The organism is Bacillus cereus group sp. MYBK15-3 (assembly GCF_051916765.1).
Lineage (GTDB): Bacteria > Bacillota > Bacilli > Bacillales > Bacillaceae_G > Bacillus_A > Bacillus_A cereus.
This window is the reverse complement of sequence record NZ_JBQAHG010000003.1, coordinates 357432-380212: the sequence shown is the minus strand read 5'-3', so window position 1 is coordinate 380212 and position 22781 is coordinate 357432. Positions and strand designations below refer to the sequence as shown.

Sequence of the window (22781 nt, the reverse complement as noted above, 5' to 3'; positions counted from 1 at the left end):
AGAGGATCTATCTTCTTATTGAATATTTGACAGTATACGTTCAGCACCTAATTTTAACATTTTAATAAAGATATAATTTACAATCGTAAACATTACAAATAAAACGATAAACATAACCCATAGTCCGACATGAAGGAAGAAGTATAATACACTTACTCCCCCCACAATAATTAAAGCTATTAAAATATTAGCCAAAAAATTCCACAAAGTGGTATATCGACTTTTAAATAATTTCTGCTCTGTATCCCAATGAATATCTGCAGTTTGTGCGTCCCAGCGTGTTCCGATTAAATTAATTAATAACAACCCGTTCGCACTTAGTAAAAACCACAGTATCATAAAGACTGGAGAAATCCCAGCTACAACTGCCATCGTAATACCGAATACTGCTAAAATGATCACATTAATTAACCAAGCAGTGATTGCTTTCGCAAAAAAGATATCCGAAGCCTTTACTGGTAAATAACGATTCACAAACCAAGAGCTTCCATCTCGCGAAAATGACGTTGTTGCAATGACGTTACTACCCATTAAAAATAACGATGCACAAAGGCCAACACCAATTGCAAATCCCGTTGTCTCTGGATTGTTAATATACTCTGTAATAAACTTTAAATTCCCATCTTGCACAAATAAAATAAAGAACAACATAATCGGCATAACGAAAGTTTGTACAATACAATTTAAGAAAAATTGTGGTGTACGGAATAACGTTTTAAATTCCTTTTTCACATACGCTTTTAAATGTGAACTTTGTACCGTTGATTTCTGTAATCCTTCGGCTGAAATGACCTCTTTTTTTGCTGTACTCGTTGAAAGTCCAATAACCCCTTTTAAATATGTACGCTCTGCAATGTAATAAAACAACACAAAAAATACAAATGAAATAAGTGCAAAGATTAATACATATAAAGGACCCTTCCAATTTGCATTTTCTACTAATGCCACTGCTCCGAAATATGTAGTTGGAAAATAGTTTGTCATTTGTACTAAAAGAGAAGATTGGTTGTTCGCAAGGTAATCCGCAATTGCATCTTCAGAAAACGAACTTTTATTTTTCCACTGTAAAAATACATTAATTCCTACAATAAATAGTATACTTACAATTCCAATAAATATATTTCCTCGGTCTTTATTTTTTGCTATATTTGTATACCTCATAATAACTGTCATCAGTAACGAAGCTAGTACTAACGGCACAATCGGGAAGAGTAAGTAAATAAAAATCATGTATATGTAATATGTAATAAATGCGCCACTTTTTAATCCGTACGTAATAAAGATTGGTAATAAAATGAATGAACTCATTACGTATTGTGTTATTAATACTGTTAAAAATTTTGCCGAAATAATCTGGGCTGGTTTTAATGGTAATGGTAGTAACATTTCAATGTCATTGCTGTAGTAAAATACAGTTAAAATGTTCGTTATACTCATTAAAAATACCCATATACTCGCAATCGCAAGTCCCATTGCGATAATCATTCCTGGATCTTGCCCTAAATGTATCATTCCCTCATACATTGCGTGCGTGATAGAACCAAATAGTAAAAAGCCGACAAATAAAATGGCTGCAAATGAAAATACATACGCCCATCGCTTCTTCTTATCTGTTATAAAATCTGCATAATTTAATTTTAATAATACTTTCGTTAACGTCCAAATTTTACTCATTGCCCGTCATCTCCAAGAACATTTTTTCAAGTGATTCATTGGATTTAAAATGATCTCTCATTTCATCTAAATTCCCTTTAAACTGAAGATTCCCCTTATTAATAATTGCAACGCGGTCACATATTTTTTCTGCTACTTCTAATACGTGTGTCGAGAAAAATACAATCTTTCCTTTATCCGCATGTTCTCTCATCATTTCTTTTAAAATATATGCGGATTTCGGATCAAGCCCCGTTAACGGTTCATCTAAAATCCATATATCTGGCTCATGCACGAGCACACCAATAATAACGATTTTTTGTCTCATACCGTGCGAATAACTTTGAATTTGATCCGATAACGCATTGTAAAGATCAAATTTCTTCGCTAAAGACTCAATTCGCTCTTGTCGTACGTCTTTCGGCACTTCATACATATCTGCCATAAAGTTTAAATATTCAATTCCTTTTAATCGTAAAAACATATCTGGGCTATCTGGCACATAACCAAACGTCTTTTTCGCTTCCATCGGCTCTTCCATAATATTTTTTCCGTTAATCGTAATAGTCCCTTTGTCTACCCCGTGAATACCAGTAATCATCTTAATTGTCGTTGATTTACCCGCACCATTCGGCCCTAAAAATCCAAAAATTTCTCCGTTAGGTACAGATAAACTTAAGTCTTTTACTGCATAGGTAGACCCATTATAACTTTTTGACACATTCGTAATTTCAATCATTCCATCCAATCCTTTCCTTAATTACCAAATAACTATATTGATATTATAGCATACTTCTATTTTAAGATTTTTACATTTTTCAGTTTATTTAACCTTTAAAATAAATATACACCCCTAATCCAACAACTAAAACGACAGCTAGTATAATATAAATCATTGTTAAGCGTTTAATATTCCCCTTTGTCGCTTTGCTATAATTTGCATCACCATTCCGCCCAATTAACACCGTCGCAATGACAGTAATCACTACAAGTAATACAACGATCATGATCCAAGTTAGCATTTCTTCCTCCCCCTCCTTACAACCATTTTACAATATTATCCTCTCTATTTTGCAGCATATTTCCTCTTTTTACTATTATTATGAAGCAAACTGGAAAACTATTATTACCATTCCTATCCAATTGTGATATATTTGTAACATAACGTGACTTATTTCTAACAACGTAAGGAGGACCTATCATGAAAACTACTTGGATAAAATATTTAGGGTTTCTCGGTTTCTTCGGTTTCCTCGGCTTTTTTTATGAAAAAGGACTGTTTACTATGTTGTGTTTCTTCTCCTTTTTCACATCGTATAGAACAGTTCAACACGATGAACTATTTGAACAAATCGTCAATAAATCGTGCCGCAATGCCTTTATCGTTACATTACTAACTACCGCTATCATTCTGTTTATTGAAATGTTATTTCCAAACCCGGTACTACAAGAGATTGATATCGCTCTTATTTTCAGCACACTCATTCTTACGTTCGGCTTCTCTATGTTCTTTTACGATAAACCTGTTGATGAAACGGAAGATGCACCATGGCGTTCGTAACGAAAATAAAAGAATACCGCGCCAAGTTGAACATGACACAAGAAGATTTAGCAAAGAGCGTTGGTGTGCGACGTGAAACAATTAGTCATCTCGAAAAAGTTAAATACAATCCTTCCTTACAACTTGCTCACGATATAGCGAAGGCACTACATAGTACGATTGATGAGATTTTTATTTTTGAGGATAAATAAAAAATACCGTCATTCTTTCCAAGAAGAATGACGGTATTTCTCATTGATTATCCATATAAAACCGCATGAAATACGCCTAATAGTAAGTATTGATCCTGCATGTAATCTTCATCATATACATTCATCTCAATGTAATACATATCTTCCTCAAGACGAATATTCCAATCTGCAATTACATAGCCCTTTCGTAATAACTTTCCCATTCCAAATGAAGTTTTATGAACAACATATTCTTCTGCCTTATATGTAAAGGTAAATAAGAAATTTGCATCCAATAACTTTCCGTCACATACAAGTATTTCATGCTCTGCATCATGATTATCTTTGTACGTTACTAAAATCCTTCTTTGGCGCTGCCTACTTACATCCTTTGCAATGACGCGAATATTGTCCTTACTATCCTTTATTTCATAAATAATATTACTACCAATTTTCGGAATAAAATCCAGCACTCTCATCAGCGTATTTTTATAATAGCCCCTTACTACACCTACTTGCTCACTTCCATTATAAACCTCTATCGGCGTCGTATCTGCCTTGCTATCACACGGTCGTTTGTAAGAGAGTTGCATCATTCGCTCTCCTCTTAAGTACTGATCAAACGTCACAGGATATTCTATCATGCGCAGTTCCTTATTTAACTCATATAAATAGCGTTGAACGCTCTCTATTAATGTTGTAGTAGCTATACGCTCTTGAAGTTCAAATTCTTGCCAGCTGGAAAAAACATTCCATTGATTATAATCCTCTTCGTAGAAGAAACCAAGAATTACCTCTTCACGGTCAGCCGTTTCATATTTCATAGGCACGTTCTGCCCATGTTGAACTTGTTCCATCCACTGACCTAAATAAATCCCCAGCTCTGCAACCTTCATACATGATTTTTGAAAAAATACACTGTCACTCGCGCAAATCGTTACATCTCCTTCGATAAAGCCCTTTGAATAAGCATCATACCGTGGCTCATCCTTCTGCGGGAGATTCTTGTCTAACTCAAATAAAAACGTTAACATCCTTTATTCACCTCTAGTTGTTACACAGCTCTTTCCTATATTGACTGTAACTGAACATATATCAATACACTTAAAATGAAGCTACTTTTTCTTTAGTCACTTCTACAATTTCTAAAATTTGTAGCAGACTCTCCACTTCATAAGTCGGCTTAACATCTGTCCTATTTTCTTTCAAACTCGGATTATACCAACACGTATCAATGCCGTAATCTTCTCCGCCTCTCATATCAGAAGAAAGCGAATCTCCAACCATTAATACACTTGATTTATCTGTAATCCCAAACTTTTCAAACGCATAATCAAAAATCTCACGTGCTGGTTTTTGATGACCAACCTCTTCTGAAATAATAATATGATCAAAGAAATTACATACAGGCGAATTTCCAATTCTCGATTGTTGCACCTTCGTATATCCATTCGTAATAATACCTAACTTGCAATCTTGTAGATCCTCACATAATTGCACTGCACCTTCTATAAGATGTACTTCTTTCCCTAAGTTTTCAAGATATACATCGCTAAATTGCTGCGCATCTACTTTTATATTATGAAGGGCAAATAATTGTCTAAATCGATCTACCGCTAATTCACTTAGCGTAATCATTTTATTTTCTAAATCTCTCCATAATCCATTACTAATCTCTTTATAACTTGCAAGATAATCATTATACCCTGTAGGCATCCCGAACTGTACAAACGCATTATGTAATGCGTGTCTTTCCGTTTCAGGGAAATCTAATAATGTATCGTCTACGTCGAATAATATAAATTTGTATTTCATGATGTTCTCCTCAATTCCTATATTCTCATAGCTTAATTATATCAACAATAAGAAAAGGAGGCTAATTAAAACCAGCCTCCTTCTTCTTACTTATCTTCCAGCAATAACACTTTCATTTCCTCTAACGACTCTTTCGTAAAGCCGAGAGATTCTTCAGCGTATGCTTCAACTGATCCGTATTGCTTTTGAATTTCACCAATCGCAGCTTGCAAGTATTCAGCACGTGCTTCAAACATTGCACCTAATATCGCTCTACTCTCATCGTTTTGTAATTTCGCACCTAAAAAGGCCATCATTTTTTCATTTAGCTTTTCACGGAATCCGTTACTTAGTAAGTAGTCTTCCATTACTGTTTTTTCTGGTACACCTAGTAAAAGTAGTAATAATGCTGAACCAAATCCAGTACGATCTTTTCCAGCTGTACAGTGGTTTACTAACGGTAAGTTTTCCGGGTTTTGCGCTAAGTTTAAGAAGCTCACGAATGCCTCGTTACCACTTACGAAATCTTGATTCATTTTCACAAGATACTCACCTGGTTTTCCTAACATAGAAAGGTCACCAACTTGGAAAAACTCATTTATATTTAAGTCTTTCGCTAAGTCTTGCATAACTGGTAAGCACACTTGACGAGCACCCGTAATTTCTGGATTCGGCTTATGCTTCACTTCAAAGTCTGTACGGTAATCGCAAATTAACTTTAAACCAGACTTTTGTAAATAGGCAATATCCCATTCAGTTAGCCCTGCTAATTCTTCAGAGCGGTATAATTTGCCCCATTTTACTTTACGGCCTTCAGTCGTTTCATATCCTCCCATATCACGGAAGTTAAACGCGCCTTGTAATGGCAGTCTACGCTCAGCTACTGTTACTGCTTGTCCATTACTTCCTACTAATCTAAAATATGGACGTTCATTTTCACTCGGGTTTTCAATTGTATATGATAATTCTCCATTTACCGTTGCAAGTAATTCTCCAGTTTCTTCAATATGTTCTGGTGAAGTACTCCAATAAATACGAACTTCTTCTATATTATTTTCCCACTTTATTTGTAACGTATTATCTTTATTTCTTTCTACAGTTGCTTGTAACCAATTTCTTTGCTGTCCCATTCTTTCACCAACGCTTTCTCATATAATCGAATCTCACTCTATTGTATTATACAAATATCTACTTTGTCGTTCTCATTTTTCTTTTTATCTTACAAACAGGCGAAAAGTTCTTTTACTTGTTCAAAATTTGTACAAGGGTTCTCACTAGATGTGTCCCAGATTATATCCTAAAACTTCCTTACATACCGCTCAGTACAACTCAGCAACTGACATCCATTCTTTTCAAAAACATCCTTCATCCATTCATTTTGTATATTTGTCTCACCAATATAATAAGATGCACCTATTTCCTTTAAGACAAACATCGCACCTGCAAATAATGCCGCTTCATATCCCTTATTACGCATATTTGGAGTAACTGCGAAGTACATAAGTTTCCCTTCTTCTAACGTACCTCTTTCAATATGCGGGATTACAATTCCTATCGGCTCTTCATCGACACTCGCTGTTAAGCAATGTTCTTTCCATTGCTCACCAATTTCTTGTAGCATCATATGCACAAATTGATCATGAGCGACTGGTTCTCCCGTCGCTTCATTCCACAGTGAATAAAAAGCCTCTTCTCCAACTTCTTCAATAAGCTTAAAATCCATTTCACTTTCTACATCTTCTACTTCATATATATCTTTAAATACAATCATGTTTTCCGTAACATATTCAAATGAATACGTTTCAAAACATTTTTTATACACATCATAATTTGGACTTTTTGAAGAGATTTCAAAATGTAGTTTTTCTAATCCATCTTTTTTAGCTTCAGCAACGCAATATTGCATCATTCCCTCTAATTGCTCTTCTGTAAAAATCTCTGCATTATTTTCTTTTATCATAATAGAAGAAGCATTTCTTCTTATTTTAAAATATTTTTCTAACTGTTCTATCGTCGTCATATTCTTCCCTCATCTATATCATACTCGAATTTCTAATCGTTCTCCTTGCATGAGCAGGATTGTCCTTGAATATATAGAATACTAGAAAAGATCGCATCTTTAAAGTGCGGAGGAGGTTCTCCAGTGGATATTACAGCATTGCAACAACAGTTAGAGCTTATACAACAAAATGACTATACGCAACTACAGCATATAGACGTAAATGAGTTAACTTTGAACATGCTCCAGTATATCGGAACGACTGATAGCTACGTTCGTTACCAACTTATATATAAATGTTTTGCGCATTTCATTCATCATGAATTCCTTATGGACGATCAGCTGAAATTACTTCTGCAAACTTGTTTAAGTGATGAGTATTTATATTGTGACATTTACTCCCCACATACAGATGGGGTTTTCACACGTTCTTACACTGTTTCGTTAATTGCGTTAATACTCCAATTCGCTAATTCGCACTACTTTTGTACAGAGGAAGATATCGAAGAAATAAAAAATAAACTCATTACATACACAAACTTAGAAACGGATTTTCGGGGCTATATCGAAAATAAAGGATGGGCTCATTGTCTTGCTCACGTATCTGATGCCTTTACTGAAATTGTTCATAATACGTATACAACTTTTGAATGGTACGAAGAATTAATTCATTGTTTATTAAATAAAATCTTTATTCCATCTGACCTTTTTCATAATAACGAAGATGAGCGCATTGTTACGCCATTACTAGCAATGCTGTATCATGATTTTCCTCAAAACGAGTTAATTTCTATTATTCATAAAAAAATAAAAAGGCTTCCTCAAATAAGAAAACGCCTTTCGCTTAATGAGTATTGTATTTTATGTGCCAACATTAAAACCTTTTTACGCACATTATTTTTCAGAACGAAAGACGACCATAACTTAGCCTTTACAGCACGTAAAACAGAACGAATGTTAAAAGAAATTCCTAACTATTATTAAATACAAGGAGCAATGACATGGGTTATATTGAAGATATGAGAAATCTAGTAGGAAATCATCCACTTATTCTAATAGGATCACACGCCATTATATTAAATGAAAAAGATGAAGTATTGCTGCAGCTCCGTACAGATTTTAACCGCTGGGGCATTATTGGTGGTGCCCTAGAATATAACGAAACGTTAGAAGATGCTTTAAAACGAGAAGTGTTTGAAGAAACTGGACTTATTATTAAAAATCCAGAACTATTCCGTACATACTCAGGGCCAGATTTCTTTCAAATCTATCCAAACGGCGATCAAGTAAACGGTGTACTCGTTGTTTATATTTGCCGAGAATTTCATGGTGAACTTGTATGCGATCAAAGTGAATCAAAAGAACTACGCTTCTTTTCACTTAATGAATTACCTAATAATCTTCCCCCTGTTATTGAGAGGATTATTACAGATTATCAAAAAAAATAAGGGAACGCTTAACGTTCCCTCTCAAATCCAATCCGTTTTTTAATTTCCGCTAAATTTACCTTTGCAATAGCGCGTGCCTTCTCAGCACCGTTTTCTAACGCCTCATATAATAAATTCGGCTCATTCATATACATTGCGTACTTTTCACGAGGTCCAGCTAACTCACGATCTACAACGCGAAACAACTCTTTTTTCACATCGCCCCATCCGATTCCAGTCTCATATTTTTCACGTAATGACTGTATTTCGTCTTCTGTCGCAAATTCTTTATAAATTGTAAATAAGGTTTCTAGTTCTTTCGGTTCATTTGGAAGTGAAGAATCTGTTTTGATTTTAAATATTAACTTTCGAAGTTTTTCTTGCTCTGCAAATAATGGGATTACATTTCCGTAACTTTTACTCATTTTCCTTCCATCAAGACCAGGTAAAATAGCTCCTTCTTCTTGTATGACATACTCCGGTAGTGTAAATGTCGTGCCAAATGTATGATTAAAATACGTCGCAATATCACGCGCGATTTCAATATGTTGAATTTGGTCTTTTCCGACAGGTACATGTGTAGCTTGAAATAGTAATATGTCGGCTGCCATTAAGATCGGGTACGTATATAACCCCATGTTCACTCCCGCATCGACCTCTAACCCTACTTCTTTATTTTGCTCCACCTTCGCTTTATACGCATGAGCACGGTTCATAAGACCTTTCGGAGTTAGGCAAGCTAAAATCCAAGCTAATTCTAGAATTTCCGGTACTTCTGTTTGCCGATAAAAAACAACATCTTCCCCAAGTCCAAGCGATAACCAAGTAGCTGCTACCTCTTTCGTATAACTGCTGAACTTTTCTGAATCATGCACAGCATTTAATGCATGATAATCAGCTATAAAGTACAATGCTTTTCCTTCATTATTCTTTGACATTTGTAATGCAGGTTTAATCGCACCAATATAATTTCCTAAATGTGGATAACCTGTCGGCTTAATTCCTGTTAACATTATTTTTTCACTCACACTAACTCCTCCTTTCTCAAAATAAAAAGAGCCTCTCATCCTTAAAAAAGGACGAGAGACTCCCGCGGTACCACCTTAATTAGCTATCATTAGCTCACTTCATACTTCAATAACGTGAAGTAACCGTCTTTACCTACTCATTTCAGTTAGAAGCTCCAGAGTCCATTCCATATTCATCCCTTACTGATTCTCACCACATATCAGCTCTCTGAAAAGTTTCGAATATGTACTCTTCTCTTTCATTGCTTTTTCGTTATTTTTTACAGTTTATCACATTTCACTTCCAAACAAACCCGAATTTTCTATTTTATATAGCAGGAATTTCCACTTCAATTGTCTAATATTATATAGGTTTGCAGAAATATTCGAAACAACTTTGGAGGTTTTTTCATGGTAAAATATATATCCATTTTAGGTTCCACAGGATCCATCGGCACATCTGCATTAGATGTCGTTTCAGCTCATCCTGAACATTTCAAAATCGTCGGTTTAACCGCAAATTATAATATCGATCTTCTTGAGCAACAAATCAAAACGTTTCAACCTCGTATTGTAAGCGTTGCAACAAAAGACTTAGCAGACACGCTTCGTACGCGTATTTCAGCGAATACAAAAATCACATACGGAACTGATGGCTTAATTGCGGTAGCTACTCACCCTGATTCAAATCTTGTATTAAGTTCTGTTGTCGGAGTTTCCGGACTACTTCCAACGATTGAAGCATTAAAGGCGAAGAAAGATATTGCCATCGCTAATAAAGAAACGTTAGTTGCAGCTGGACATATCGTAACTGAACTAGCGAAACAAAACGGATGTCGCTTAATTCCAGTAGATAGCGAACATTCAGCTATTTTCCAATGTTTAAACGGAGAAAATAATAAAGAAATTGAGAAATTAATCGTTACAGCTTCTGGCGGTGCATTCCGTGATAAAACACGTGATGAAATGCAAACATTACAAGCTAAAGATGCTTTAAAGCACCCAAACTGGTTAATGGGCGCAAAACTAACGATTGATTCTGCCACATTAATGAATAAAGGGTTCGAAGTAATGGAAGCGAGATGGCTATTTGATATTCCATATGAAAAAATTGATGTAATGATTCATAAAGAAAGTATCATTCATTCTTTAGTAGAATTTATTGATGGATCAGTTATGGCACAGCTCGGTGCTCCTGATATGAGAATGCCGATTCAATATGCGTTTCACTATCCTACTCGGCTACCTTCTTCCTATGAAAAATTAAATTTATTAGAAATCGGTAGTTTACATTTTGAAAAACCAGATTTAGAGAAGTTCCCTTGTCTACAATACGCATATGAATGTGGCAAAATCGGTGGTACTACTCCCGCTGTATTAAATGCAGCAAATGAACTTGCGAATGCACTATTCTTAAAAAATGAAATTGCCTTTTTCGATATTGAAAAAACAATTTACAAAACAGTTGAAGCTCATCATAACGTAAAAGATCCTTCACTAGATGCTATATTAGAAGCGGATCAATGGGCGCGCCAATATGCAAATGAATTGTTAATAAAAAAGCGCTAAAACAGTTCCCACTGTTTTAACGCTTTTTTTCACGTATTCAACTTAACAAATCTATAACCGTGCGTAACTAACACTTTTAATATCGCATATCCTGGAATGGCTAAAATAATGCCCATAATCCCGAATAAGTTTCCGGCAGTTAAAATGATAAAAATGATAGTAATCGGATGAATATCTAACTTTTTACCCATAACTTGCGGAGAAATAAATTTACCTTCTGCTAATTGTACAACCATCATAACGATAATTACTTTTAACACCATTGCTGGCGAGTCGATGAATGCGATAATTAACGCTGGTGTAATCGCGATAATTGGTCCTACGTACGGAACGATATTTACAATCATCGCTAAAATCGCAAGTAATACCGCATATTTAATACCAATAATAAGATAACCAATTAATAGCATAATACCGATAAATAAGCTGACGATAATTTGACCTCTAATATACGAGCTAATCGCATAATGCATATCATCTAGTATTCTCATTGCTGCTGGTTGTCTTTGCTCTGAAATGAACTTTAAGAAGTGATTCGGCAATTGTTCGCCATCTTTTAAAAGATAGAACAATATAAATGGAACCATTACAAATGTTAAAACAACCTCTGTAATAGTACTCAAAAATCCAGTTACATTCCCAGTTACTGATGATAATGACTTTGTAAAATCAACTGTATAGTCTTTTACCATATTCGCAACATTAATATTTAAATTCTCCTGAATTTTACCGAGTAAATTACTTTCCCCGAATCTACGTGCTGCTTGTTCAATCTCATGGCCAAAATACGGTAAGTTATCAATTAATGCATCAATTTGATCTTTAATAATAGGGATAACCGTTACAACTAAAAATACAAATAATCCTAGTACGATTAAATATATAGAAGCTATCGATACGATTCTTGAAACACCTTTCTTTTCTAAAAGCGAAACGAATGGATGTAAAATATAGAATAGTACGCCTGCTAATAGTACTGGGAAGAAAATTGTTTTTAAAAATACGATAAACGGTGTAAAAACAAATGATATTTTTGTTAGCAATAAAATATTAATGAACAATAACGCAAATCCAAGTAATACCGCCAAATAATTTTGTTCTCTAAAAAACTTTCTTAACTTATCTCTTTTTCTTATATTTATTTTCTCCAATGAAACCACCTCTTCGAATGATGAAAAGCCCTTATTCAGGGCTCTTCATCATAATCTATATATCTATTTCTTTGCAGCTTTCACTACAAATGATACAATAAAAATTAACACGATTGCACCTAATAATGCTGGCACTACATGAATCCCACCAAATGATGGCCCAAAGGATCCAAATAATCTACCACCTAACGAAGCACCTAATAAACCTGCGATAATATTTCCGAACATACCACCTGGGAAATTTTTACCTGTTATAGAACTAGCAATTGCACCTATAATAGCACCAACTATTAATGTGATAATCCATCCCATTTTTAGTCCTCCATTTCTATTATAGTTTGTATGATTTAATACAAACATATGTATTTATCATTGCTAATCATATTTCACTATAGAAATATATTTACTACTATTTTACATATGGAGATACATATATTATATGCAAAAAAGAAAAATATTGTCAAACTCACCCATAAAGCAATTATATTCATATACCATATTTAAAGGAGGCTTCATTATCTATGATTCTTAAGTTAAATTCCACTTCTTTTGAAGTAGCAACATCCATTTTACAGGTTCAAATTCCAGCTTATAAAGTTGAAGCAGACTACTTAAATAGTACTGCCATACCTCGTTTATATGATACTGTAAACGATATTCAAAATTGCGTTGAAACATTCTATGGATATTTTTCTGAAAATAAACTTGTCGGTTTTATTTCTTTTGTACAAGAAGAAAAACTAATCGATATCCACAGGTTAGTTGTATCGCCCGATTTTTTTCAAAAAGGAATCGCAACGAAACTCCTAATTTATATATTTAACATGTTTCCCTCTTCAATGACATACATTGTACAAACAGGTAAAGCGAATACCCCTGCTATTACTTTATATAAAAAACACGGATTCATTACAGTATCAGATACAATACTTCCTGACGGTATGATTCTTACGCAATTAAAAAAGACAGAATACACAAAATAATTTGACTTGTTCGCTCCTTTATGTTATTTTTTACTTTATAAAACCTTTTGCTGAGTCCAAATTTTGGAGCGGGGGAACCATTTTTGTAGCTATGCTACTTGGGGCGAATCTTTTTTAAGTAGGGAAACTCTCACTTCCCGAGTCCGACAGCTAACCTCGTAAGCGTAATGGGAGAGGAAGGTGCTTTTTGCCTATGTTACACATTTTGCCTCCTTAATTATAAATATGGGATCGATATCAAATAGTCACCTATATTTATAGAAAAGGAGAATGTATTATGTTACGTTTATCTGATCACGCAATTAAAATGATGGAGCAAAGACTTCGAATTGAAAAACAACGCACATATCAAGCAAATAAGGTTGTAGATAACTTACATCACAAATACTTCTTTCAGCATATTTTTCAACCGAAAAGATAAAGAAAATGTTTATTTAATATTAAAAAACACAAGGTGTGTCTTACAAAGACATTCCTTGTGTTTTTTATATTCTTTATAAAATTCTCACTACATTTAAGCTTGCTGTAATCGCACCTGCTATAGTAGTCACATGCCCTACACCTAACGGGCCATTTTGTAATATTAATGTTGAATTGGCACTCGTCACATTCACAAGAAGTGTATTTGAAATGGCTGGTTCGATTACTACAGTTGATGTCGTTACGTTTTGTATAAAACTCCCTGTTAGTTGCGTTCCATTTAATAGCAATCTAACAGATACTGTCTCATTCCCACCATTTGCATCCCCTTGAAAATAGTAGCTTACTAAATATATTCCTGGCGTCGTTACTGTGACTGTCGTAGCACTAGTTAAAGATACACCAGTTCCATATACAGTGGATCCAGAATTAATTGGGATGTTGGCACTTGCTGCAATTGTACTTGTTGATGTAGAAAAGAAATATCCGCCACCTGTCGATATAGCAGATGATCCTGTTGCTCCAGTTAAGCCTGTTGGACCCGTGGCACCTGTTGGGCCTGTTACTCCTGTTCCCCCTGTCGCTCCTGTTATTCCTTGTATGCCTTGTATTCCGGTCGGTCCAGTTGCACCAGTCACTCCTGTCGCTCCTGTTGCGCCGGTTGCTCCCGTCACACCTTGTGGGCCTTGAATTCCTTGGATTCCTTGTGGGCCTGTTATTCCAGTCACTCCTGTTGCTCCCGTCGGACCCGTTATCCCTTGCGAACCTTGGATTCCTTGGATTCCTTGTGGACCTGTTACTCCCGTAGAGCCGGTCGCTCCTGTTGGGCCTGTTACTCCTTGTGGACCTTGAATTCCTTGAGGACCTTGAGGACCCGTTACTCCCGTCGGACCTGTTGCTCCAGTTGCACCGGTTGGACCCGTCGAGCCAGTTATACCTTGTATGCCTTGAGGTCCAGTCGGGCCTGTTGGACCAATCGGACCTTGAATTCCTTGCAGACCTTGAATTCCCTGTGGACCGGTTGGACCCTCTGGGCCTTGCACTCCTTGTATTCCAGTCGCTCCCGTTGGACCTATATCTCCTTGTGGACCTTGAATTCCTTGGATTCCTTGAGGACCAGTTGGACCTGTTATACCACTTATCCCTTGCACTCCTTGTAAACCTTGAGGACCGGTTGGACCGAGTGAACCTTGGATTCCTTGTAGCCCCTGTAAACCAGTTGGACCGGTCGCTCCCCTTACTCCTTGCTCACCTTGTATGCCTTGTATCCCTTGAGGGCCGGTTGGACCGATTGGCCCCTGTGCCCCTTGCACTCCTTGTGGACCAGTCGGACCGGTTGCTCCTACCGGTCCCTGGATTCCTTGTAGACCTTGCGGACCAGTCGGACCGGTTACTCCTTGTATCCCTTGTGGACCTTGAATGCCTTGATCACCCGTTGGACCCGTTGCCCCTATTGGTCCCTGTACTCCTTGCAAACCTGTTACACCAGTTGCTCCGGTCGGTCCCTGGATTCCTTGTACCCCTTGAATTCCAGTCGCTCCTGTTGCTCCGGTCGCTCCTGTTGCCCCTGTTGCTCCAGTCGGACCAGTTGGACCCCCTGGTGATCCTGCTGGACCGGTTGGACCAGTTGGACCTCCTGGTGGACCAGTTGGACCGGTTGCTCCAGTCGGGCCAGTTGCAGAACCTGTCGGACCAGTTATCCCAGTGGCTCCTGTTGGGCCAGTTGGACCTGGATCACCTTGTAAACCGGTTGGACCAGTCGGACCGATTACACCTTGCACTCCTTGTATTCCTTGTATTCCTGTTGGACCTACCTGCCCCATCTCTCCCTGGGGACCTTGTAAACCTTGAACACCAGTTTCCCCTTGTGGACCCATTGGTCCTTGCTCCCCTTGAATTCCTTGAGAACCAGTTGGCCCTGTTGGACCAATCGGACCCTGTATTCCTTGTATTCCGGTTACACCTTGTAAACCACTACCTCCTAAATTACCTTGCACACCTTGTATACCAGTATTTCCAGTTGGTCCAGTCGGACCAATTTCCCCTTGCACTCCTTGTATTCCTTGTACTCCTGTTGGGCCGGTTGGACCGATTTCTCCTTGCATTCCTTGTATTCCTTGTATTCCTGTTGGACCGGTCGGACCGATTGGGCCAGGAATTCCTTGTATCCCTTGAATACCAGTTGGACCAGTCGGACCTCTTTCTCCTTGTATTCCTTGAACACCTTGTATTCCCTGTGGGCCTCGTTCTCCCATAGGTCCTTGATTACCTTGAGAACCTTGTGGTCCAGTTAAACCAGTTGGGCCGGTTGGACCATTTTCTCCTTGCACCCCTTGCACTCCTTGTATTCCTTGTGGGCCGGTTGGACCGATTGGACCTTGTACGCCTTGTATTCCTTGCGGTCCAGTTGGTCCACCTAAAGCACCAGTTGGACCGGTTGGACCAGTGGGCCCCGTAATACCTGGCGGTGGAAAAGGAATAGGTGCTTGAAACTTACTACACTTATCTTGATTCTTCACAAGCATCTCCCCCGTTATAACTAACGTATCAAACTATTTTTAATACATTTAAACTAGCTGTTATCACACCAGATAATGTCGTTACATGCCCGATAGCTAACGGACCATTTTGTAAAGACAAAGTTGCATTTGAAGAAGTAACTTCAATGACCATCGTATTCGAAACTGCTGGTTCTAATATAAAAGTACCTCCTGTAACATAAAAAATAAAACTCCCTGCGACTTGTATTCCATTTAAAGTAAGCCTCACTGAAATTGTTTCATTTCCGGCAGTTGGATCGCCTTGAAAATAATAGCTTACTAAATAAATTCCTGGCGTACTTAACGTTACAGTTGTTGCATTTGTTAAACTGACATCAGAACCAAAAACTGTAGATCCAGAATTAATTGGTATTAACGCATTCGCTGCAATTATACTCGTTGAAGTAGAAAAGAAATAACCTCCCCCGCTAGGTAAGCCAGTCGCTCCTGTCGCTCCCGCTATTCCCAAGAAACCTATTGAACCTGCACTACCAGTTGCTCCTGTCGGTCCCACCACGCCACTTGGGCCCTGACTACCTTGTGCTCCAACTGGGCCTATACTACCACTAGCACCTGTCACCCCACTTGCTCCAATTGGGCCTTGCAACCCTTGAATCCCTTGTATACCTTGTATTCCTTGCGGACCCGTTGCACCTGTATTGCCTGTCGTTCCCGTTATTCCTTGTATTCCCGTAATCCCTTGAACACCTTGCACACCTTGTAGTCCAGTTGCCCCAGTTGCTCCTGTGGCTCCAGTTTCGCCCGTTGCTCCTGTAATTCCAACATTTCCTTGTGGGCCTTGTGGGCCTTGACTACCTTGCGCTCCTTGGACTCCTTGTGAGCCTGTTATACCGACTTCCCCTGTATTTCCTTGGGGACCTCTAATTCCTTGTGCACCTGTTGGGCCGATAATTCCTTGCACTCCTTGTATTCCTTGCACTCCTTGCGCTCCTGTTGGACCCGTTATTCCTTGTAATCCTTGAGGACCTTGCAAACCAATAGCTCCAGTCGGTCCTATTATTCCTTGCACTCCTTGAGGACCTTGGGCACCTTGTGTACCTGTCAATCCGGTAGTCCCTTGTATCCCTTGAACACCTTGAGGACCTTGTGTTCCAGCTGCTCCTGTTTCCCCTTGAATTCCTTGAACTCCTTGTATACCTTGTGCTCCAGCAGGACCAGTTGCTCCTCGGATTCCTTGTATTCCTTGAGCTCCTTCCGCTCCTGTAACACCAACTGGACCAGCTATCCCTTGTATTCCCACCATTCCTTGTGCACCTGTTGGACCTATCACACCTTGTATACCTTGAATACCTTTAGGACCTTCTGCACCAGTTGGACCAGTTACTCCCAGCGGACCTTGTATTCCTTGAGAACCTTCTGCACCAGTTGGACCTGTTATACCTTGGTTACCTTGAGGACCTTGTGCTCCTTGTACTCCAACTGCTCCAACTACACCTTGGGAACCTTGCGCTCCCCTTACACCTTGAGAACCTGTTGGACCTGTTATACCTTCCACTCCTTGCGCTCCAATTGGTCCTATCCCTCCGCTTACACCTGTTGAACCGGTCGCACCCGTTGGACCTGTTGGACCTCCTGGTGGACCGGGTGGGCCAGCTGGTCCAGTCACCCCACTAGAAGGGCCAATTGGACCGGTCACTCCCGTCGGACCGCCCGGTGGTCCTTCTGAGCCTTGAGCGCCAATACTACCCGTCGCTCCTGTTATACCTCTTATTCCCTTTATCCCTTGAAAACCTGTTGCTCCCGTTATACCTTGTATTCCTTGCACACCTTGTGGTCCTTGTAAACCTATTACACCTGTTATCCCCTTTATTCCACTTATACCTTGGGCACCTTGCATTCCAGTAGAACCAGTTGGACCCACTTCACCTTGTATTCCTTGAGCTCCTTGTGGGCCTTCTTCTCCAGTAATTCCTTGTATACCTTGGAAGCCGTCTTCCCCTTGTATACCAATAGCCCCTTGCTCTCCTTGTATTCCTTGAACACCTTGAGGGCCTTGTGGACCAGTTATACCCGAGACTCCAGTTATGCCTCTCTCTCCCTGCATTCCTTGTGCCCCTGTTTGTCCTCGCTCACCTATTTCCCCTTGTATTCCTTGTATGCCTTGTATACCTTGACTACCAGCAGGACCCGTAGCTCCTTGTATTCCTTCTAATCCTTGTACTCCAATATCACCAATTAGACCTTGGTTACCAATTAATCCTTGAGCACCTTGGAGACCAGTTGGGCCAGTTATACCTTGCTCTCCTGTATCACCAATAACCCCTTGTATTCCTTGTGCTCCTGTTGTCCCTCGGGGACCTTGTATCCCCCTGATACCTTGAGGACCTTGGGGCCCAGTTGCTCCCGTCGGTCCAGTCACCCCTGTAGGACCAACAGGACCTTCATGCCCTCCAGTTGGACCGATTGGACCACTATTACCTGTCGGACCCGTTGCTCCTAGAAGCGGAAGAGGCAGTGCCACTCCAAATTTTTTGCACTTTCTATGATGACGCACAACAATCCCCCTTCCCCAAAATAATTACACCTTTTATATGAAATGCATTTTTATAAGAAAAGTACACATTTAACCTGAATTTTATTAAAATAAAGAAGCCTATCATTTGTTTGAAATGATAGGCTTCTTTTATAAAAACAGTTTATTTTCTAGCTTTAATAATAAAAGTAGTCGGCACCATTCTAGCTTTATATAAAGAATAATACTTCGTAGACGGCTCAGCTAGTTCTCCATCAAACGAGCTTGATGGTTCAGGCTCTTCTATTCTCTCAATTTTAAATCCCGCTCTATTTAACTCATTTATGTATGTACTTATTTTTCTCTTATATAATGTCGCTTGTACATTTTCTCCTTTAAATGTTTCAAACGTAATGGGCGTTTCCTCATGATAAGAAGACTTTATAGCAACTTCTTCTGTACCATACTGTAAGTTTGAATATATGGGATGCTCCCAGCTAAAAATAAAACTTCCTCCTGGCTTTACATACGAATAAATCAATTCCAACGTTTTTCTTAAATCCGAAGTCCAGCCTAATGCATAAATGGAGTATACAATATCAAAATAATCTTTCGGTATATCCCCTTCTTCTTCCATTGCTCCACATATTAACTTTGGATTCCAACTCTTTAACGTTTCATTCGCTATTTTAATTTGTTCACTTGAAAGATCCAGACCCCATACTTCCTCTGCTCCATGTTCCCCCATATATTTCAGCGAATGCCCACTTCCACATCCAATATCAAGTACCTTTTTATCTTTAATTGAATCGAACAAATGAATCTCATCTTCAGACGCCGTATAAGGACCATATTTCGGTAAACAATCCACTTGAAAGAAATAAGGTGCAACTGTATCCCAACACTTTTTATTTAAAGCTAACATTTGTGTACCTTTCATATGCTACATTCCCCCATCCATTTTCTTCCCCACTATTAATTACACATCATAACCCGTTCTTCCTTTTCTCTTCGCTCGGTAATTTTTCACTTTTGCAATTGTACCGCACGCTCTTCCTCCTTCTTCTCCAGCATACATACCGCACCATCTTTTACTTCCATTACGCGAATGATCATAAAATACCCAGCGGCAATCTGGACATGCTTTTAACCTTCCCCACACATTTTCTTGAATTGACATTAATACAATGCTTAACACTTTTGTATACACATTCTTTTCATATACTGGTTCATATGTAATACCTTTCATATCATCCTTTATATGTACATGAAATGGGTATTTCTCTAACCATTTTTGCAATGATCCTTTGCCTTCAATTGTCATCCGAATATCTTCTCGAAAACCTCTTAATTCCTCTATCCTATGAAATGGAAACTCTTCATCAAAATATTCTTTCATAAAGAGCTTTATATCTTCTTTTGTTTGCAGCAAATCAATTGGCTCTCTCGTATCGTTTGGTATTCTCCATGTATTTAAAAATTCCCGAATATATTCTAGTTCATTTGGAGCGTTTTGATTCAATTCGATCCACCTTCTTCTTAAAATTTACTTTTTTCTGACTTTATGTATAATTATAGTATAAAATAGTTAACCATCAAATAATTTTACTGGTTACATAATTAGGAGGATTTCTATGAAAGGTTTCTCAACACCGATACGTTTCATGCTTATTTCTTTATTTTTTATGTCTTTTGGGTATTTTGCAGTATACGCATTTTTAGCTATTTATCTATTAACCTTTCTTCATTTTTCTGCTGTCCAAGTAGGAACAGTGTTGACGATTATGACAATTACATCACGAGTTATCCCATTATTCTCAGGGTTAATTGCTGACAAAATAGGCTATATCATTATGATGATAGCCGGATTATTTTTAAGAGGAGTCGGATTTATCGCTTTAGGAATATGCTCTGATTTCTATACAATTTCTATTTCTTCTGCACTTATTGGCTTCGGAACTGCATTTTACGAACCTGCCGCTCGCGCTATATTTGGCTCACAGCCAGCTCATTTGAGAAAAAATTTATTTACATATTTAAACCTTAGCTTTAATTGCGGTGCAATAATCGGACCAATTGCAGGAGGATTCTTACTCTTACTCGATCCACTCTACGCTTTCTCTCTAACAGGATCTCTTATGCTGTTATTTGCTTTTATTTTTTACTTACTTAAAAATCACTTCCAAGTCACTACTGAAAACACGTCTATTACATTAGGAATACAGGTCATCTTACAAAACAAATCTTTCCTTCTGTTTTCCTTTATCATGATTTTCTTCTATATTATGTTTACTCAGCTTACTGTCGCACTTCCACTTCATATGAAAAACATTAGTAATAGCAATCAACTTGCTACACTCGTTATTACGATAAATGCGATAACAGGCGTCATATTTATGATATTATTCCGAAAATTATTCCACAAATACAACACACTTTCGATTATTAAATACGGTGTTTTATTAATGAGTATTTCCTTTTTACTCCTTCCTTTATTTCAACACCCATATTGGCTCTTTATTTGTGTAATTTTATTTACAATCGGTGAAACACTCGTATTACCTAACGCTGATATCGCTATTGCAAATTACAGTAATGAATCATATACAGCCACTTTCTTCGGATTTTATCAACTATCACTCGCATTTGGTTTTATCATTGGTAATTATACCGGTACATCTTTTACATCCAACTTAAGCGGAATGTATACACCATGGCTTATTTTTGGCGGAATAGGACTTATTGGTTTTATTTCACTACATATTTTGAATATAAAAAAAGTGGCCTCTAAAGAGGATATACACCTATGTAATACAAGCGACCTATAACGAAAAAGATTCGACCATCATATGTGACAGTCGAATCTTTTTATTTTTCATATTCAAGGTGATTATGTCTTTTACAACCAAATAAATAGCAAGCGCCTATATAATCAGTTTCAAACTCTAATCCTGGAACATATCCAGATTTGATACGTTCTACCATTGTTTTATAACAATTATTCTCTTCTGTATATTCCTCAATTAACTCTTTCTTATCATTTTCTGTCCAGTTTTCTTCTACTTCTTCATTCTGAACATCTTCTATATCTGCTGTTTTCGCTTCGATAGATTCCCGTATAACTTCATTTATACGGGAGAAATTATTCGTTTTATATAGAGCATACACAAATCTACCAATCCAATTAGGACTTTTCCAGCATTCTTTATATCCCTTTTCGAACCATTCAATTGCTTCTTTATAGCAATTCAATTCAACATATAAATCTGCTACATTAATTTCCCCTAAAAAATTATCAGATTCCCTGTTAAAAGTATCTAACTTCTCTTTTGCTTCTGTCGTTCGTTCTAAATCAATTAAACATTTTACATAGCTATACATGATATAGTCCGAATCCCCTGCAACTCGTAAAAAAAATTCCGAAGCTTTTTCCAGCTCTCCAAGGTTATAATGAGCTACAGCTACATTATGATATGCTTCATCCGATGGTTGAATCGAAATAGATTTTTGTAATACTTCTTTCGCTTCTGTCCATTTTTCTTGTTTCATGTAAATGTCCCCTAAGATGTTATAAGGAAAGTATGAAGAAGGATTCAACTTAACAATTTCTCTTATTAATTCAAGAGCTTTATCATCATTCTCTTCCTCATAGAAGTACATCCAAGCCAGATTATTGAGAGATTGTACGTCTCTAGATTCATGTACTGCTTGTTGAAACAGTTCCATTGCTTCCTCATATTTATTTTGTTCAAACATTTCAATTGCCTTCTCGTTAATGTTCAAATAACTACCTCCGAAGTGAATGAATTCATCTATTCCCTATCATTATTGTAAAATGTAAAAATTGTAATTCCCACAAAAAATTTCTTTCTCCTGTCTACATTTCGATTGAACTAGAAGCTAAAACACACGAATTTACAACAATAAGTAAATTTTTCAGTCTCTCTTACATTGGATATACAGCCTTTTTTAATTTACATATTATGGTACAATAAAAAGAGTACTAGCTAAACATTTACGCTCCACACTAGCAG

Annotated in this window: 23 protein-coding genes, 1 riboswitch and 1 other annotated feature; of the genes, 8 read left to right on the top strand and 15 right to left on the bottom strand. The window is 37.6% G+C overall.

The window, feature by feature from the left end; translation table 11 throughout:
- Positions 1-15: 15 nt before the first annotated feature.
- The 3 genes from ACTFR8_RS16050 to ACTFR8_RS16040 all read right to left on the bottom strand — a co-directional run bounded on the left by ACTFR8_RS16050 (position 16) and on the right by ACTFR8_RS16040 (position 2675).
- Positions 16-1674, bottom strand: a complete 1659-nt coding sequence (locus tag ACTFR8_RS16050; protein WP_000036887.1) for a putative ABC transporter permease subunit — start codon at positions 1672-1674, stop codon at positions 16-18.
- On the bottom strand, positions 1667-2392 hold the full coding sequence (locus ACTFR8_RS16045; RefSeq protein ID WP_252209640.1) for an ABC transporter ATP-binding protein: 726 nt from the start codon (positions 2390-2392) through the stop codon (positions 1667-1669). Before ACTFR8_RS16045 ends, ACTFR8_RS16050 begins: the two co-directional genes overlap by 8 nt.
- An 88-nt stretch (positions 2393-2480) precedes the next feature.
- Positions 2481-2675, bottom strand: a complete 195-nt coding sequence (locus tag ACTFR8_RS16040) for a hypothetical protein (RefSeq protein WP_000958863.1) — start codon at positions 2673-2675, stop codon at positions 2481-2483.
- Between the two features lie 179 nt (positions 2676-2854).
- Between ACTFR8_RS16040 and ACTFR8_RS16035 the strand changes: the two genes are divergently transcribed.
- Positions 2855-3214, top strand: coding sequence for a DUF3796 domain-containing protein (locus tag ACTFR8_RS16035; RefSeq protein ID WP_000859233.1), 360 nt, complete (start codon positions 2855-2857; stop codon positions 3212-3214).
- Entirely contained in the window at positions 3202-3405 is a 204-nt protein-coding gene (locus ACTFR8_RS16030; RefSeq protein ID WP_000896306.1) for a helix-turn-helix transcriptional regulator, read from the top strand. Before ACTFR8_RS16035 ends, ACTFR8_RS16030 begins: the two co-directional genes overlap by 13 nt.
- Before the next feature lie 47 nt (positions 3406-3452).
- On the opposite strand, the gene ACTFR8_RS16025 is transcribed toward ACTFR8_RS16030, so the two are convergent.
- The 4 genes from ACTFR8_RS16025 to ACTFR8_RS16010 form a co-directional block, all read right to left on the bottom strand.
- Positions 3453-4418 (bottom strand): tubby C-terminal domain-like protein, encoded by a 966-nt coding sequence (locus ACTFR8_RS16025; protein WP_000955104.1) that lies wholly within the window; start codon positions 4416-4418, stop codon positions 3453-3455.
- Between the two features lie 70 nt (positions 4419-4488).
- Complete coding sequence (locus ACTFR8_RS16020) at positions 4489-5199, bottom strand: YjjG family noncanonical pyrimidine nucleotidase (protein WP_000875417.1); 711 nt, start codon at positions 5197-5199, stop codon at positions 4489-4491.
- Positions 5200-5285: 86 nt separating this feature from the next.
- Positions 5286-6308: a tyrosine-protein phosphatase gene (locus tag ACTFR8_RS16015; protein ID WP_000531497.1), complete on the bottom strand. Its 1023-nt coding sequence runs from the start codon at positions 6306-6308 to the stop codon at positions 5286-5288.
- Positions 6309-6475: 167 nt separating this feature from the next.
- On the bottom strand, positions 6476-7198 hold the full coding sequence (locus ACTFR8_RS16010) for a GNAT family N-acetyltransferase (RefSeq protein WP_000207426.1): 723 nt from the start codon (positions 7196-7198) through the stop codon (positions 6476-6478).
- Positions 7199-7321: 123 nt separating this feature from the next.
- Here ACTFR8_RS16010 and ACTFR8_RS16005 point away from each other — a divergent pair, with 123 nt between their 5' ends.
- Positions 7322-8161, top strand: a complete 840-nt coding sequence (locus ACTFR8_RS16005; protein ID WP_000355452.1) for a DUF2785 domain-containing protein — start codon at positions 7322-7324, stop codon at positions 8159-8161.
- A gap of 17 nt (positions 8162-8178) precedes the next feature.
- Complete coding sequence (locus ACTFR8_RS16000; protein ID WP_000540460.1) at positions 8179-8625, top strand: NUDIX hydrolase; 447 nt, start codon at positions 8179-8181, stop codon at positions 8623-8625.
- 8 nt (positions 8626-8633) lie between these two features.
- Here the strand turns inward: ACTFR8_RS16000 and ACTFR8_RS15995 are convergent, their stop codons facing one another.
- Positions 8634-9632, bottom strand: coding sequence for a tryptophan--tRNA ligase (locus tag ACTFR8_RS15995; RefSeq protein ID WP_001290896.1), 999 nt, complete (start codon positions 9630-9632; stop codon positions 8634-8636).
- Positions 9633-9676: 44 nt separating this feature from the next.
- Positions 9677-9884, bottom strand: a binding site (T-box leader).
- Positions 9885-10022: 138 nt separating this feature from the next.
- Here ACTFR8_RS15995 and ACTFR8_RS15990 point away from each other — a divergent pair.
- On the top strand, positions 10023-11180 hold the full coding sequence (locus tag ACTFR8_RS15990) for a 1-deoxy-D-xylulose-5-phosphate reductoisomerase (protein ID WP_000241795.1): 1158 nt from the start codon (positions 10023-10025) through the stop codon (positions 11178-11180).
- Positions 11181-11209: 29 nt separating this feature from the next.
- Here the strand turns inward: ACTFR8_RS15990 and ACTFR8_RS15985 are convergent, their stop codons facing one another.
- Both ACTFR8_RS15985 and ACTFR8_RS15980 read right to left on the bottom strand, forming a co-directional pair.
- Complete coding sequence (locus ACTFR8_RS15985) at positions 11210-12331, bottom strand: AI-2E family transporter (RefSeq protein WP_000411480.1); 1122 nt, start codon at positions 12329-12331, stop codon at positions 11210-11212.
- 63 nt (positions 12332-12394) lie between these two features.
- Positions 12395-12643: a GlsB/YeaQ/YmgE family stress response membrane protein gene (locus ACTFR8_RS15980; protein ID WP_000539730.1), complete on the bottom strand. Its 249-nt coding sequence runs from the start codon at positions 12641-12643 to the stop codon at positions 12395-12397.
- Between the two features lie 209 nt (positions 12644-12852).
- Between ACTFR8_RS15980 and ACTFR8_RS15975 the strand changes: the two genes are divergently transcribed.
- Complete coding sequence (locus ACTFR8_RS15975) at positions 12853-13314, top strand: GNAT family N-acetyltransferase (protein ID WP_000601229.1); 462 nt, start codon at positions 12853-12855, stop codon at positions 13312-13314.
- Between the two features lie 38 nt (positions 13315-13352).
- A riboswitch (cyclic di-AMP (ydaO/yuaA leader) is annotated at positions 13353-13495 on the top strand.
- Between the two features lie 96 nt (positions 13496-13591).
- Complete coding sequence (locus ACTFR8_RS15970; protein WP_000945243.1) at positions 13592-13735, top strand: hypothetical protein; 144 nt, start codon at positions 13592-13594, stop codon at positions 13733-13735.
- Positions 13736-13808: 73 nt separating this feature from the next.
- On the opposite strand, the gene ACTFR8_RS15965 is transcribed toward ACTFR8_RS15970, so the two are convergent.
- The 4 genes from ACTFR8_RS15965 to ACTFR8_RS15950 all read right to left on the bottom strand — a co-directional run bounded on the left by ACTFR8_RS15965 (position 13809) and on the right by ACTFR8_RS15950 (position 20269).
- Complete coding sequence (locus ACTFR8_RS15965) at positions 13809-16259, bottom strand: BC_3345 family exosporium-associated protein (RefSeq protein ID WP_440027541.1); 2451 nt, start codon at positions 16257-16259, stop codon at positions 13809-13811.
- 22 nt (positions 16260-16281) lie between these two features.
- Entirely contained in the window at positions 16282-18789 is a 2508-nt protein-coding gene (locus ACTFR8_RS15960) for a collagen-like protein (protein WP_044584704.1), read from the bottom strand.
- A 142-nt stretch (positions 18790-18931) separates the two neighbouring features.
- Complete coding sequence (locus tag ACTFR8_RS15955; protein ID WP_000679180.1) at positions 18932-19687, bottom strand: class I SAM-dependent methyltransferase; 756 nt, start codon at positions 19685-19687, stop codon at positions 18932-18934.
- Positions 19688-19726: 39 nt separating this feature from the next.
- Positions 19727-20269: a CGNR zinc finger domain-containing protein gene (locus tag ACTFR8_RS15950; protein WP_001072941.1), complete on the bottom strand. Its 543-nt coding sequence runs from the start codon at positions 20267-20269 to the stop codon at positions 19727-19729.
- 112 nt (positions 20270-20381) lie between these two features.
- On the opposite strand from ACTFR8_RS15950, the gene ACTFR8_RS15945 reads away from it, so the two are divergent.
- Positions 20382-21575, top strand: a complete 1194-nt coding sequence (locus ACTFR8_RS15945; RefSeq protein ID WP_044584705.1) for an MDR family MFS transporter — start codon at positions 20382-20384, stop codon at positions 21573-21575.
- Between the two features lie 40 nt (positions 21576-21615).
- On the opposite strand, the gene ACTFR8_RS15940 is transcribed toward ACTFR8_RS15945, so the two are convergent.
- Positions 21616-22530 carry a tetratricopeptide repeat protein gene (locus ACTFR8_RS15940; RefSeq protein ID WP_044584706.1) on the bottom strand — a complete coding sequence of 305 codons (915 nt, stop codon included), beginning with the start codon at positions 22528-22530 and terminating at the stop codon, positions 21616-21618.
- Between the last annotated feature and the right edge of the window lie 251 nt (positions 22531-22781).

What these genes read in the sequence shown, in the direction of transcription:
- ACTFR8_RS15980 (WP_000539730.1), bottom strand. Translation starts at nt 12,643, where the DNA reads ATGGGATGGATTATCACATTAATAGTTGGTGCTATTATAGGTGCAATT.
- ACTFR8_RS15955 (WP_000679180.1), bottom strand. Translation starts at nt 19,687, where the DNA reads ATGAAAGGTACACAAATGTTAGCTTTAAATAAAAAGTGTTGGGATACA.
- ACTFR8_RS16015 (WP_000531497.1), bottom strand. Translation starts at nt 6,308, where the DNA reads ATGGGACAGCAAAGAAATTGGTTACAAGCAACTGTAGAAAGAAATAAA.
- ACTFR8_RS16050 (WP_000036887.1), bottom strand. Translation starts at nt 1,674, where the DNA reads ATGAGTAAAATTTGGACGTTAACGAAAGTATTATTAAAATTAAATTAT.
- ACTFR8_RS15975 (WP_000601229.1), top strand. Translation starts at nt 12,853, where the DNA reads ATGATTCTTAAGTTAAATTCCACTTCTTTTGAAGTAGCAACATCCATT.
- ACTFR8_RS16025 (WP_000955104.1), bottom strand. Translation starts at nt 4,418, where the DNA reads ATGTTAACGTTTTTATTTGAGTTAGACAAGAATCTCCCGCAGAAGGAT.
- ACTFR8_RS16000 (WP_000540460.1), top strand. Translation starts at nt 8,179, where the DNA reads ATGGGTTATATTGAAGATATGAGAAATCTAGTAGGAAATCATCCACTT.
- ACTFR8_RS15990 (WP_000241795.1), top strand. Translation starts at nt 10,023, where the DNA reads ATGGTAAAATATATATCCATTTTAGGTTCCACAGGATCCATCGGCACA.
- ACTFR8_RS16035 (WP_000859233.1), top strand. Translation starts at nt 2,855, where the DNA reads ATGAAAACTACTTGGATAAAATATTTAGGGTTTCTCGGTTTCTTCGGT.
- ACTFR8_RS16020 (WP_000875417.1), bottom strand. Translation starts at nt 5,199, where the DNA reads ATGAAATACAAATTTATATTATTCGACGTAGACGATACATTATTAGAT.
- ACTFR8_RS16040 (WP_000958863.1), bottom strand. Translation starts at nt 2,675, where the DNA reads ATGCTAACTTGGATCATGATCGTTGTATTACTTGTAGTGATTACTGTC.
- ACTFR8_RS16045 (WP_252209640.1), bottom strand. Translation starts at nt 2,392, where the DNA reads ATGATTGAAATTACGAATGTGTCAAAAAGTTATAATGGGTCTACCTAT.
- ACTFR8_RS15970 (WP_000945243.1), top strand. Translation starts at nt 13,592, where the DNA reads ATGTTACGTTTATCTGATCACGCAATTAAAATGATGGAGCAAAGACTT.
- ACTFR8_RS16010 (WP_000207426.1), bottom strand. Translation starts at nt 7,198, where the DNA reads ATGACGACGATAGAACAGTTAGAAAAATATTTTAAAATAAGAAGAAAT.
- ACTFR8_RS15945 (WP_044584705.1), top strand. Translation starts at nt 20,382, where the DNA reads ATGAAAGGTTTCTCAACACCGATACGTTTCATGCTTATTTCTTTATTT.
- ACTFR8_RS15965 (WP_440027541.1), bottom strand. Translation starts at nt 16,259, where the DNA reads ATGCTTGTGAAGAATCAAGATAAGTGTAGTAAGTTTCAAGCACCTATT.
- ACTFR8_RS16030 (WP_000896306.1), top strand. Translation starts at nt 3,202, where the DNA reads ATGGCGTTCGTAACGAAAATAAAAGAATACCGCGCCAAGTTGAACATG.